10 protein-coding genes are annotated in these 12,394 nt (G+C 72.2%); 8 read left to right on the top strand and 2 right to left on the bottom strand.

The window, feature by feature from the left end; all coding sequences use genetic code 11:
• The first annotated feature begins 164 nt into the window (after positions 1-164).
• From ACIOKD_RS35700 to ACIOKD_RS35690, 3 genes are all read left to right on the top strand, one after another.
• Positions 165-1,568, top strand: a complete 1,404-nt coding sequence (locus tag ACIOKD_RS35700; protein ID WP_402092230.1) for a DUF2252 domain-containing protein — start codon at positions 165-167, stop codon at positions 1,566-1,568.
• A gap of 491 nt (positions 1,569-2,059) precedes the next feature.
• The gene (locus ACIOKD_RS35695; protein WP_402092228.1) at positions 2,060-2,926 is read left to right on the top strand and encodes a J domain-containing protein; all 867 of its coding nucleotides are present in this window, start codon (positions 2,060-2,062) and stop codon (positions 2,924-2,926) included.
• A 130-nt stretch (positions 2,927-3,056) separates the two neighbouring features.
• On the top strand, positions 3,057-3,386 hold the full coding sequence (locus tag ACIOKD_RS35690; RefSeq protein WP_402092227.1) for a rhodanese-like domain-containing protein: 330 nt from the start codon (positions 3,057-3,059) through the stop codon (positions 3,384-3,386).
• A gap of 228 nt (positions 3,387-3,614) precedes the next feature.
• Here ACIOKD_RS35690 and ACIOKD_RS35685 read toward each other — a convergent pair whose 3' ends face one another.
• Positions 3,615-4,751 (bottom strand): acyl-CoA dehydrogenase family protein, encoded by a 1,137-nt coding sequence (locus tag ACIOKD_RS35685; protein ID WP_402092138.1) that lies wholly within the window; start codon positions 4,749-4,751, stop codon positions 3,615-3,617.
• Positions 4,752-5,131: 380 nt separating this feature from the next.
• Here ACIOKD_RS35685 and ACIOKD_RS35680 point away from each other — a divergent pair, with 380 nt between their 5' ends.
• Genes ACIOKD_RS35680 through ACIOKD_RS35670 form a run of 3 tightly spaced genes read left to right on the top strand, consistent with a single transcriptional unit; the run spans position 5,132 to position 8,309 of the window.
• A complete protein-coding gene (locus tag ACIOKD_RS35680; protein WP_402092137.1) occupies positions 5,132-6,022 on the top strand; it encodes a DUF5819 family protein in 891 nt (296 codons plus the stop codon).
• Positions 6,019-7,563 (top strand): HTTM domain-containing protein, encoded by a 1,545-nt coding sequence (locus ACIOKD_RS35675; RefSeq protein WP_402092136.1) that lies wholly within the window; start codon positions 6,019-6,021, stop codon positions 7,561-7,563. The genes ACIOKD_RS35680 and ACIOKD_RS35675 overlap by 4 nt, the downstream gene beginning before the upstream one ends.
• Positions 7,560-8,309: a TrmH family RNA methyltransferase gene (locus tag ACIOKD_RS35670; RefSeq protein WP_402092135.1), complete on the top strand. Its 750-nt coding sequence runs from the start codon at positions 7,560-7,562 to the stop codon at positions 8,307-8,309. The genes ACIOKD_RS35675 and ACIOKD_RS35670 overlap by 4 nt, the downstream gene beginning before the upstream one ends.
• Before the next feature lie 81 nt (positions 8,310-8,390).
• Here ACIOKD_RS35670 and paaN read toward each other — a convergent pair whose 3' ends face one another.
• Positions 8,391-10,097, bottom strand: coding sequence for a phenylacetic acid degradation protein PaaN (paaN, locus tag ACIOKD_RS35665; RefSeq protein WP_402092134.1), 1,707 nt, complete (start codon positions 10,095-10,097; stop codon positions 8,391-8,393).
• 168 nt (positions 10,098-10,265) lie between these two features.
• On the opposite strand from paaN, the gene ACIOKD_RS35660 reads away from it, so the two are divergent.
• Together ACIOKD_RS35660 and ACIOKD_RS35655 are read left to right on the top strand one after the other, a co-directional pair.
• Complete coding sequence (locus ACIOKD_RS35660; protein ID WP_402092133.1) at positions 10,266-11,780, top strand: 3-hydroxyacyl-CoA dehydrogenase; 1,515 nt, start codon at positions 10,266-10,268, stop codon at positions 11,778-11,780.
• Complete coding sequence (locus ACIOKD_RS35655) at positions 11,777-12,367, top strand: TetR/AcrR family transcriptional regulator (protein WP_402092132.1); 591 nt, start codon at positions 11,777-11,779, stop codon at positions 12,365-12,367. The genes ACIOKD_RS35660 and ACIOKD_RS35655 overlap by 4 nt, the downstream gene beginning before the upstream one ends.
• The last annotated feature ends 27 nt before the right edge of the window (positions 12,368-12,394 follow it).

Raw genomic sequence — 12,394 nt, 5'->3', positions numbered from 1 at the left:
TCCACAGTCGCGGAGTTGTCCACAGGGGCTCACACGAATCGGCGCCCGGCGGTACGGTCGTCCCGAGTTGATGTTCGGGTGCGGGGGAGGCGGTTCGAGTGACTGAGACCGGTGGAGCGTTGACCGGCACGGCTGGCACGGCTGGTGCAGCTGGCACGGCCGGAGTGGCCGGAGTGGCCGGGACGGCGAGGATTCCGGCGGTGCGCGGATTCGCGCCGTGGCCGGCGGAGGGCTCGGCCAAGAAGGAGGGCAAGGCCCTCAGGGCACGCGTCCCGCGCGGCGCGCACGCGTCGCTCGACACGAACGGCGACCGCCCGGACGCGGTGACGGCCGTCGAGGAGTCCGGCCGGGGCCGGATAGCCGAGCTCACACCGCTTCGGGTGGGCAGGATGGCGGCCACACCGTTCGCCTTCCTGCGTGGTTCGGCCGGCCTCATGGCGTACGACCTGGCGCGTACGCCCGTGACGGGCGTCGTCGCCCAGATCTGCGGCGACGCGCACGCGGGCAACTTCGGCCTGTACGGGGACGCGCGCGGCGGCCTCGTCATCGACCTGAACGACTTCGACGAAACGGTGCGGGGGCCGTGGGAGTGGGACCTCAAGCGACTGGCGACCTCGCTGGTGCTCGCAGCGCGCGAGGTGGGAGCGGACGAGGACACCTGCCGCGAGGCCGCGCACTTCACGGCCGGTTCCTACCGGCGCACGATGCGGCTCCTCGCCAAGCTCCCGGCCCTGGACGCGTGGAACGCCATCGCGGACGAGGAACTGGTCTCCCACGCAGACGCACACGATCTGCTCGGCACCCTGGAGCGGGTCTCGGAGAAGGCGCGGTCCAACACCAGCGGACGGTTCGCGGCGAGGTCGACGGAGGCCGTCGAGGGAGGAGGGCGCCGCTTCGTCGACGCCCCGCCGGTGCTGCGCCGCGTCCCGGACGGCGAGGCCACCGCGGTGGCGCTGGCGCTTGAGGAGTACCTGGGCACGCTCTCCCCGGACCGGCTCCCGCTCCTCGCCCAGTACGCGGTGCACGATGTCGCCTTCCGAGTGGTCGGCACCGGCAGCGTGGGCACCCGTTCGTACGTGGTGCTGCTGCTGGACCACTGTGACGAGCCGCTCGTCCTCCAGGTGAAGGAGGCCCGCGCGTCCGTCCTGCTGCCGCATCTGGAGACGGCGGGTCTCCCGCTGCCGGAGGCCGAGCACGAGGGCCGCCGGGTCGTCCTCGGCCAGAAGCGCATGCAGGTGGTCAGCGACAACCTCCTCGGCTGGACCACGGTCGACGGACGCCCCTTCCAGGTCCGGCAGTTCCGCAACCGCAAGGGCAGCGTGGACCCCGCGGCGCTGGCCGCGGACCAGATAGACGACTACGCCCGGATGACGGGGGCCCTGCTGGCGCGGGCCCACGCGCACAGCGCCGATCCGCGGCTTGTCTCGGGCTACTGCGGCAAGAACGAGGAGCTGGACGAGGCGATAGCCGCCTTCTCGGTGGCGTACGCGGACCGGACCGAGGCCGACCACGCGCAGTTGGTGACGGCCGTGCGCTCGGGACGGATCGCGGGGGAGCTGGGAGTCTGAGGGGCCGCGGGCCGCTCCTGCTCGGGCAGGCGACCCGGCAGGCGACCCGGCCGGCGACCCGGGCAGGCGGGGGTGGCGGGACGTCCTTGCCCGGGCACCGATTCCGGGCAGGCGGGGGTCGTGGGCCGTCCCTGCCCCGCTCGGGGCGGGTTCGGCCGCCCGGTGGAGCTGTGGCCTAGGCTGGGCGGGTGACGACCCCGGAAGCTGAGCAGTCCCCGTCCGAGCCGCCGTCCGAGCCCTCCACGGAGCCGGTCGCCGGTGCATCGCGTGCCGGTGAGGCCGGTGCCGAGGAGGCCCCCACCGGAGCGGGTGCGGAATCGTCTGTCGGCGGGAGTGTCGACGCAGGAGCCGAGTCGGCTGTCGCGGCCGGTGGCGAGTCAGCTGCGGATGCCGGTACGGAGGCCGGCGCCGAGGTCCGGTCCGAGCCGAGTGCCGGGTCGGTCCATGAGGCCGGTGCCGAGTCGGCCGATGAGGCCGGTGCCGCCCCGGACGTGGAGGCGGACTCGGGTGCTGGTGCTTCGGCGGGTGCCGCCGGGGGCGACGAGCCCGCGGGTGGTGCCGTGAGTGACGGGGGCGAGCGGCCCGAGGAGCGGCTTGAGCGGGCCGTGCGTGCGGCCGAGCAGGCGTTGATCGAGTTCGAGATCGCGGTGGAGACGTTCCGGGTCGAGGTGGAGAACTTCTCCCGGCTGCACCATCAGCGGCTCGGCCCGATGTACTCGCGGCTCGACGAGCTGGAGGCGCAGATCGCCGAGGCGCGGGCCGCGAGCACCGGTGCTCCGGAGGATGTGCGCAAAGCGAAGGAGGCCCGGGCCAGGGTCATGCCGATGCCGGGCATAGAAGAGCTGTTCCACGACTGGCTCGACTCGGACGGACTGTCCCCGGAGGCCTCGGCCATGCTGACCGAGCAGCCGGTACGACCGCCGCAGCGGGTGCGGCCGAGCGACGAGGCCCGCAAGCTCTACCGGGAACTCGTCCGCAAGGCACACCCCGACCTGGCGCAGGACGACACGGAGCGCGCGCGGCGCGACGAGTTCATCTCCCGCGTCAACGCCGCCTACGGCCGTGGGGACGAGGTCCTGCTCCGGGAGCTGTCCGAGGAGTGGGCCTTGGGACCGGTTACGGAGGAGTGGCGGCCGAGCCGTAGCGAGGAGCTCTACGCCCGTCTCGAATGGCTCGCCCAGCGCAAGGAACTGCTCGCGCTCGTGGCCCGCGACCTGGAGGAGAGCGCGATCGGCGGGATGCTCAAGATCGCGCCGGACGACCCCGACCGGCTGCTGGAGGAGATCGCCGAGCAGTTGCTGACGCAGGTGAGCGAGCGGGAAGCGGAGCTGGCGGGCCTGCTCGGCAGCGGTGCCTGACCGCTGACCTGACCGCTGACCTGACCGCTGACCGCCTCGGCCGTGGTGGTCGGGCGGGCCCCGGCCGGTGGGGCGGACTTGTGCGATGTGGCGGTCGGGTAGCGTCGGGGCCATGAGTTTCGGAGCTGGTGTGCCCACGGTCGAGGTCGGAGATCTCGCGGACGGAGACTTCCTGCTGGACGTCCGGGAGGACGACGAGTGGCAGGCGGGTCACGCCGAAGGGGCACTGCACATCCCCATCGGTGAATTCGTGGCCCGCTACGGCGAGTTGACCGAGGCGGCCCCACAGGACGGCAGGGTCAACGTGATCTGCCGCTCCGGCGGCCGGTCGGCGCAGGTCGCCATGTACCTGAACCAGCAGGGCGTCGACGCGGTGAACGTCGCCGGCGGCATGCAGGTCTGGGCGGCCAAGGGCCGCCCCGTCGTGAACACGGAGGGGCAGCCGGGGTTCGTGCTGTAGCGGGCTCCGCCTCGACCCCCGGGACGGCCCGGTTTCAGATCGAGGAACCGGACCCGGACCCGGACCCGGCTGCGGAACCGGCTGCGGATCCCGGACCCCGATTCCCGGTGCCGGACCCCGTTTTCCGGTGCCGGACCCCGTTTTCCGGTGCCGGACCCCGTTTTCCGGCGCCGGACCCCGTTTTCCGGCGCCGGACTCTGATTCCCGGCGCCGGACCCGGATCCGGGGTCATCCCAGGGGGTGGGCCGCCAGCAGGTCGCCCAGTGCCTCCTCGTGTGCCGCCGCCGGGCCGAGAGACAACTCCAGGTGCTTGGCCCAGGCGTGGTACCGGTGCAGCGAGTAGTCGGTGTCCGCGCCGAAGCCCCCGTGCAGATGCTGCGCGCTCTGCACGACCCGGCGTACGCCCTCGGAGGCCCAGACCTTGGCGACGGCCACGTCACCGGACGCGGGCAGCGCCCCGCCCGCCCCCGTGCTGATCCGCCACGCGGCCTGCCAGAGGGTCGCCTCCATCGCGCGCAGATCGATGTAGCGGTCGGCGGCCTGCATGGCCACGGCCTGGAACGTGGCGACCGGGAATCCGAACTGCTCCCGCTTGCCGGTGTATTCGCTCGTCATGCCGAGGACCCGCTCGCCAAGCCCGAGAGCCAACGCACACGTTCCGGTGGCGAGCAGGTTCCGCAGCCCCTCCCACGCGCCGTCGGCGTCGATGACGTCACGGGCGGGGATCCGTACGGATTCCAGGCGGAGTTCGCCGAGCAGCTCACCCGTCGTCGAGACCTGCTCGGCGAGCGTCGCGCCCTGGTGGTCGCGGGGCACGAGGGCGAGCACGGAGCGGCCCGTGCCGGGACTCAGCGCGGGTACGAGGACGAAGTCGGCGTTCTGCGCCCAGGGAACGGCCGTCTGCAGCCCGTCCAGCACCCACGCGCCGTCCTCCTGCCGTGCGGTGACGGCGAGTTCGGCGCCGTCATGTCCGGTACGTCCGTTCGCGGCGACCGTCAGCACCAGCTCGCCCCGACCGGCCCGTACGAGCAGGTCGGACTTCAATTCCTCGCCGCCGTAAGCCTGTACGGCGACGGCGGCCGCCGTGCTCTCCAGCAGCGGGACCCTGGCGAGTACCTTCGCCGACTCCCGCAGCACCAGGCACAGGGCGACGGCGTCCAGACCGGCGCCGCCGTGGCGCGCGTCGAGCAGCAGGCTCAGCAGGTCCGCGTCGGCGAGCCGGGCCCACAGCGCACGGTCGAAGTCGTCCGCGACGGCGCCCGCGGTGAGCGCGGGACTCGGTACGCCGTCCGGCGCGACCCCCGCGAAGACCGCCTTCGCCGCCTCCACGGCCGCCTGCTGTTCCTCGGTGAAGGTGAAGTCCACGGTCCCGTCCTCCCGGTCGGTCTGTCGCGTCGGTCTGTCGTGTCGGTCTGTCGTGTCGGTTTGGCGGAGCGTCAAGATAGAACAGGTTCTACAAGAAGGGAACGGTGGCGGCTTCGGAGGGCCCCGGTCGGTCCCGGAGGATGCCGGTCGGCCCCGGACGGTCCGGTCGTCGTCGCTCGTGCACGACGGGGCGTACGGGATTGCCCGACCGATCGTTCGGTGCCTTCCGTTCGGGGGCGGGGCGGGCCGTAAGGTGTCCACCGCTCCGCTGTGCCCCCTGGGCTGTGCCGGGTGGGTGGGGCTGAGTACCGTTCCGGTGCGGCCGTCGCCGTCGCCGGACGGGCGGCGACAATCGGGCAGACATGGGGAAACGGGGCGCAATGGATGCGTACGACGAGGGCGCGAACGCCCGTCCCGTGGCGGGCGAGCCCTCGAAGGCCCCCCCGGCCGCCCCCGTTCCCGCCGCGGGCCCGCCCCCCGGCGGCTCCCCTCCCACCGCCGGCTCCCCGCTCCCCGGCTCCCCGCTCCCCGGCTCCCCGCTCCCCGTCGGTCCGCCCTCCGCCGGTCCGCTCTCCTCCGGTCCTCCCGCTGAGGGCGTCGCCGCCCTCTCCCTCCCCTTTCAGATCGCCGCGGCCCTCGCGTTCGCGCTCGTCGCGGTGGTCGCCTGTGTGCACCTCGGCATGGTCTTCCTGCATGTCGCGCCGTCGAACACGGTCACCAGGCAGCACGGGCAGGCGATCGACGAGTGGATCTACCCGGAGTTCGAACAGAACTGGAAGCTCTTCGCGCCCAACCCGCTGCAGCAGAACATCGCTGTCCAGGTCCGGGCCGAGGTGAAGGGCGTGGACGGTGCCATCAGGACGACCCGCTGGTACGACCTCTCCGCGCTGGACGGCCGGGTCATCGACGGCAATCTGCTGCCCAGCCACACCCAGCAGAACGAACTGCGCCGGGCCTGGGACTTCTTCACGGCCACGCACGACAACGCGAACCGTCCGAACGGTCTGCGCGGCGACCTCTCCGAGCGCTATCTGCGCCGCATCGCGGTTCTGCGCCTCGACCGCGAGGAGGCGGGCGGCCGGGGCGCCGTCATCCAGCAGGTCCAGGTCCGTTCCCGTACGACCAATGTGCCGCCGCCGGAGTGGAGCCAGGAGCAGGTGTCCGACAAGCCCGTCCTTCGCCGGCTGCCCTGGTGGCAGGTGTCGGACACCGACCGGGCGGCCGGGACCAGGCCCGTGGACTCCACGGAAACGGCGGCGAGCGCCCGATGAGCAACCACGAGAGCACCTCGGTGAGCGACCAGGACAGCACCCCACTGAGCGACGACGGTGACACCCCCGTGAGCGGCCGGGCCGACAGCCCGGTGAGCGATGGGGCCGGCACCCCCGAGAGTGCCCCGCAGTCCCGGTCGGCGCGCAGTGCCGGTCGTGAGCGGCCGGCCGGGCGGATCAGCCGTTTCGACCGTGAGCACCGGCTCGACCGGAAGCTGGGGTACGCCATCTCGCGCCTCACCGGGCAGGCTCTGGGGCCGTATCAGACCGCGGTGATCCGCATAGGTTTCGCCGGGACCTGGCTGCTCTTCCTGGTGCGGGAGTTCCCGCACCGCCAGGAGATGTACGGGCCCTACGGACCCTGGAGCTGGGACCTGGCCCAGCAGCTCATCGCGAGCAACCACGCCTTCACCGCCCTGATGTGGGCCGACAGCCAGGTCTGGTTCGAGATCGTCTTCGGGTTCGCCGTGCTCTCCGCGGCCCTGTTCATGCTCGGCTGGCGCACCCGCACGATGTCCGTGCTCTTCCTGCTCGGGGTGCTCTCCCTCCAGAACCGCAGCATCTTCATGGGGGACGGCGGCGACAACGTCATCCACCTGATGGCGATCTACCTGGTGTTCACCCGCTGCGGCCAGGTGTGGTCGCTGGACGCGCGGCGCGAGCGCCGGACGGCGGCGGCACGCGCGCGTGAAGGGCATGAAGGGCATCCGCAGCCGGACCCGGGAGGCAGCCGGCCGGACCGGGCCGGTGTCGCTCTGTGGGCCGTACTCGGCCTCGCCCTGGCGGCCGTCACGCTCGCGGGGAAGATCGACGGCGGAGTGTTGGGCGGCTGGCGGACGATCTACTGGGGACTGTGGGCGTTCCAGGCCCTGTGGTGGCTGGCCGGCCGGTATGCCGCCCGGAGCGATCAGCCACGGATCTTCCTCGACGTCGTCGCCAACCTCGTCCACAACGCGGCCCTCCTCGTGATCATGGCCGAGGCGTGTCTGATCTACGCGACCGCGGGCTGGTACAAGATCCAGGGCTCGCGCTGGCAGGACGGCACGGCCGCGTACTACCCGCTGCACCTGGACTACTTCTCCCCCTGGCCCGCCCTGTCCGACCTCCTGTCCGCGAGCGGCACCATGGTGATGCTGGTGACGTACGGGACGGTGGTCGCGCAGGTGGCCTTCCCCTTCACGCTGTTCAACCGGCGGGTGAAGAACGTCCTGCTGGCGGCCATGATGACCGAGCACGCCGTGATCGCCGTGGTGCTGGGCCTGCCGTTCTTCTCCCTTGCGATGATCGCCGCCGACGCGGTCTTCCTGCCGACGTCCTTCCTGCGCCGCCTCGGCGGCTGGGCCACCCGCGCGCGTGAGTGGCCGCTCTTCCGGCTCCCCCGGCTCGGGCGCCTCGGGCACGCCGGGCGCTTCGGGCGCTTCGGGCGCACGCTCCCGGGGTTGCGCGAGAAGTCCGGCGGGGGGTCGGGTGGTGAGCCCGGTGAGGGAGCCCCGCGTCCCCCGGAAGCGGCCGATCACCCGCACGTAGGCTTCACGGCATGACGGACCCCCGCGACCGCGAGCCGCTGAGCGCCTGGCATCGGCTCGCCGACACCGCCGTGCTCCTCGACGGCTTCCACGCCCTCAAGCACGCACTGCGCTTCGGCGCCGAGGTCCCGGTGGCCGTCACCACCGACCGGACGGCCGCGCTCGCCCTCGCGGACGAGCTGGCCCCGGACGTACGGGAGACGCTGGACGTCCTTCTGGCGGAGGTCCCGGAGGCCGCGTACCGGGCGCTCGTCCAGCGTCCGCACCCCACCGGGGTGGCCGCCCTGGCGGTACGTCCCTCACGTGACGCCAACCTGCGGGCGCTGGCGCGCACGCCCCGCACCGCGCCCGTGGTCCTTCTCGACCAGCCGCGCAATCTCGGGAACGCCGGGGCGGTGATCCGGCTCGCGGCGGGATTCGGCGCGACCGGGGTCGTCACGACCGGCACGCTCGATCCTTGGCATCCCACGGTGGTGCGCGGCGGGGCGGGGCTGCACTTCGCCACGGCCGTCGAGCGGCTGGCCGTGGACGAGTTGCCCTCCGGGCCGGTGTTCGCCCTTGACCCGGAGGGTGCGGACATCCGGGCGCTGAAGCTTCCCGATGACGCGGTTCTCGCCTTCGGGTCCGAGCGGAGCGGGTTGTCCCAGGAACTGCGGGCCCGCACCGATCAGTTGGTGTCCCTGCCGATGCGGCCGCAGGTGTCCAGTTACAACCTCGCCACCAGTGTGGCCATGGCGTTGTTCCACTGGAGTGCGTCGTAGGCGCGTGGGCCGGCCTCGGGTCCGCCGTGGTCGGCCGCGCAGTTCCCCGCGCCTCTTGAAGGGCGCCCCCCGGTGCGGGGCCTACGCCTTGGTGCGGGCCTCGCTGCGGACTTCCACCACTCGGAAGCGGTTGGCCACGAACGCTCCGTCGCACAGGGCGGAGTTGGCCGCCGGGTTGCCGCCCGAGCCGTGGAAGTCGGAGAAGGCGGCCGTCTGGTTGACGTACACCCCGCCGGTGAGGTTCAGGGAGAGTTGGGCCGCCTCGTCCAGGCACGCCTCCCGGACGGCCTCCTCGACCTCCTCCGAGGTCGTGTACGCGCCGACGGTCATCGCGCCCTTCTCACGGACGGTGCGGCGCAGCAGCTCCACCGCTTCGGCCGCCGAGTCGACCGCGACGGCGAACGAGACCGGGCCGAAGCACTCGCTCATGTACGCGGCCTGGTCGTCCGGCTTTCCGCCGTCGAGCTTCACGATCACCGGCGTGCGGACCACCGCGTCGGGGAACTCCGGGTTCGCGATCTCCCGTGAGGCGAGGGCGACTTCGCCGAGACCGGCCGCGGCCTCGACGCGGGCCTGCACGTCCGGGTTCACGATCGCGCCCAGCAGGGCGTTCGCCCGGGCGTCGTCCCCGAGGAGCCCGTCGACGGCCCCAGCGAGGTCGGCGACCACCTCGTCGTACGACTTGGGTCCCTCCTCCGTACGGATGCCGGCGCGAGGGACGAGGAAGTTCTGCGGGGTCGTGCACATCTGGCCGCTGTAGAGGGACAGGGAGAAGGCGAGGTTGGAGAGCATCCCCTTGTAGTCGTTCGTCGACTCCACGATCACCGTGTTGACGCCGGCCTTCTCCGTGTAGACCTGCGCCTGGCGGGCGTTGGTCTCCAGCCAGTCGCCGAACGCCGTCGAACCGGTGTAGTCGATGATCCGGATCTCGGGGCGGGTGGCCAGGGTCCTGGCGATGCCCTCGCCCGGCCGCTCGGCGGCCAGCGCCACCAGGTTCGGGTCGAAGCCCGCCTCGGCGAGCACCTCGCGGGCCACCTGGACGGTGAGCGCCAGCGGCAGCACCGCGCGCGGGTGGGGCTTCACCAGTACCGCGTTGCCCGTGGCCAGGGAGGCGAACAGGCCCGGATAGCCGTTCCACGTGGGGAAGGTGTTGCAGCCGATCAGCAGCGCGATCCCGCGTGGCACGGGGGTGAACCGCTTGGTCAGCGCGAGCGGGTCGCGCTTGCCCTGGGGCTTCGTCCACTGTGCCGTGTCGGGGGTGCGGACCTGCTCCACGTACGCGTACGCCACCGCCTCCATGCCGCGGTCCTGGGCGTGCGGGCCGCCCGCCTGGAACGCCATCATGAAGGCCTGGCCGCTGGTGTGCATGACCGCGAGCGCGAACTTGTGCGTGCGGTCGCTGATCCGCCGGAGAATCTCCAGACACACCACCGCGCGTGTCTCCGCGCCCGCGTCGCGCCACGCACGCTGTCCCGCGCGCATGGCGGGCAGCAGCGTGTCGACGTCCGCGTGCGGATACGTGACGCCCAGCTCGATTCCGTACGGAGAGACCTCGCCGCCCACCCAGTCGTCGGTGCCGGGCTGGTCCAGGTCGAGCCGGCCGCCGAGCAGGGCGTCGAAAGCGGCCTTGCCCTCGGCCATCCCCAGGCTGCCGTTCTCCCCGTACGCCTTGGGGTGTTCGGGGTGCGGCGACCAGTACGCGCGCGTGCGGATCGCTTCCAGCGCCTGGTCGAGGGTCGGCCGGTGCTTGGCGACGAGTTCGTGCGCGGTCAGTGCGGCGGCGGCCATGCGGAACCATCTCCTCGTTTCATGAACTCTTCGTCGAGCTCAGGACCTGGCGGTCCAGCTCATGACCTGGGCAGAAACAGCCGGACAGAGTTAGAGTAACCGAACGATCGGTCGGGACAAGGGGGTCCGCTGAACCTGTGGAAAACAGCGTGCGGGAGGATCGCGAGCATGACAGCACTCGACCTCGCCGGCCCCGTGGCCGTCGTCGGCACCGGCACCATGGGCCAGGGCATCGCCCAGGTCGCGCTCGTCGCGGGCCACCCCGTGCGGCTGTACGACACCGCGCCCGGCCGTGCCCGGGCGGCGGCCGAAGAGATCGGCGCCCGGCTCGACCGGCTCGTCGAGAAGGACCGGCTGACCGGCGCCGAGCGTGACGCCGCACGTGCCCGGCTGCGCCCCGCCGAGACCCTCGCCGAACTCGCCGACTCGGGCCTCGTCCTCGAAGCCGTCCTGGAGCGACTGGACGTCAAACAGCAGCTGTTGCGCGAGTTGGAGGACATCGTCCCGGACGACTGCCTGCTCGCCACCAACACCTCCTCCCTGTCGGTGACCGCGATCGGCGGCGCCCTGCGCAACCCCGGCCGTTTCGTCGGACTGCACTTCTTCAACCCCGCGCCGCTGCTGCCCCTCGTGGAGGTCGTCTCCGGGTTCGCGACCGATGTCACGTCCGCCACGCGCGCGTACGAGCTGGCCCGCGCCTGGGGGAAGACCCCGGTCGCCTGCGCCGACACCCCGGGTTTCATCGTCAACCGCATCGCGCGGCCCTTCTATGCCGAGGCCTTCGCTGTCTACGAGGCCCAGGCCGCCGATCCCGCGACGATCGACGCGGTCCTGCGCGAGTCGGGCGGCTTCCGGATGGGAGCCTTCGAACTGACCGACCTCATCGGACAGGACGTCAACGAGTCCGTCACGCGTTCGGTGTGGGAGGCCTTCTTCCAGGACGTGCGCTTCACCCCCTCACTGGCCCAGCGGCGGCTCGTCGAGTCGGGCCGCCACGGCCGCAAGACGGGGCACGGCTGGTACGACTACGGGGACGAGGGAGAGCGGCCCGAACCGCACACCGCGGAGAAGGTCCAGCCGCCCGCGTACGTGGTCGTCGAGGGCGACCTGGGCCCCGCCTCCGAACTGCTCGCGCTGATCCGCGAGGCGGGCATCCAGGTCCGCGAGGACGAGGAGGACCACGGCACGCGCCTGGTCCTGCCGAGCGGTGGACAGTTGGCCCTCGCGGACGGACAGACCGCCGTCGAGTTCCGTGACGTCGTCTACTTCGACCTGGCGCTGGACTACCGCAGGGCGAGCCGGATCGCCCTCTCCCACTCGCAGGACACCCAGACACAGACCCTCGCCGAGGCCACCGGGCTCTTCCAGGCGCTCGGCAAGGACGTCAGCGTCATCGGGGACGTGCCCGGCCTGATCGTCGCCCGCACGGTGGCCCGCATCGTCGACCTGGCACACGACGCCGTCGCCAAGGGAGTGGCCACCGAGGAGGACATCGACACGGCGATGCGCCAGGGCGTCAGCTACCCGCTCGGCCCCTTCGAATGGAGCCGCAGGCTCGGCCGGAGCTGGGCCTACGACGTCCTGGACGACCTGCACATGCGCGACCCGTCAGGACGTTACGCGCCGTCCCTCGCGCTCTACCGCCACGCGTACGCCTCGGAAAAGCGGGAGGGCACCCCATGACCACCGCCAAGCGCGACACGTACACGCCGGAGACGCTGCTCTCCGTGGCCGTGCGGGTCTTCAACGAGCGCGGTTACGACGGCACCTCCATGGAGCACCTCTCCAAGGCGGCCGGCATCTCCAAGTCGTCGATCTACCACCACGTCACGGGCAAGGAGGAGCTGCTGCGCCGGGCCGTCAGCCGCGCGCTCGACGGCCTCTTCGGGATCCTCGACGAGGAGCACGCGCGCGAGGGGCGTGCCGTGGAGCGCCTGGAGTACGTCACCCGCCGCATGGTCGAGGTCCTCACCGCCGAACTGCCGTACGTGACGCTGCTGCTGCGAGTGCGCGGCAACACCGACACCGAGCGCTGGGCCCTGGAACGGCGCCGGGACTTCGACCACGAGGTGGCCGCGCTCCTGAAGGCGGCGGCCGCCGACGGGGACGTACGCGGTGACGTGGAGGTCCGGCTCGTGACCCGGCTGGTCTTCGGGATGATCAACTCGATAGTCGAGTGGTACCGCCCGGACGGGCGGGGCATGGGCGAGCGCGAGGTCGCCGACGCGGTGGTGCTGATGGTCTTCGGGGGGCTGCGGCGGCAGGGCTGAGCGCGCCGCCCCGGGCGCGGGCGGCCC

The sequence above is a fragment of the Streptomyces sp. NPDC087844 genome, from assembly GCF_044742785.1.
Taxonomy (GTDB): Bacteria; Actinomycetota; Actinomycetes; order Streptomycetales; family Streptomycetaceae; genus Streptomyces.
This window is presented reverse-complemented; position numbering and strand designations above follow the sequence as displayed.

Bases quoted from the DNA above. Each gene is read 5' to 3' on its own strand.
- ACIOKD_RS35680 (WP_402092137.1), top strand. From the start codon at position 5,132: ATGGATGCGTACGACGAGGGCGCGAACGCCCGTCCCGTGGCGGGCGAG.
- ACIOKD_RS35675 (WP_402092136.1), top strand. From the start codon at position 6,019: ATGAGCAACCACGAGAGCACCTCGGTGAGCGACCAGGACAGCACCCCA.
- ACIOKD_RS35670 (WP_402092135.1), top strand. From the start codon at position 7,560: ATGACGGACCCCCGCGACCGCGAGCCGCTGAGCGCCTGGCATCGGCTC.
- paaN (WP_402092134.1), bottom strand. From the start codon at position 10,097: ATGGCCGCCGCCGCACTGACCGCGCACGAACTCGTCGCCAAGCACCGG.
- ACIOKD_RS35660 (WP_402092133.1), top strand. From the start codon at position 10,266: ATGACAGCACTCGACCTCGCCGGCCCCGTGGCCGTCGTCGGCACCGGC.
- ACIOKD_RS35655 (WP_402092132.1), top strand. From the start codon at position 11,777: ATGACCACCGCCAAGCGCGACACGTACACGCCGGAGACGCTGCTCTCC.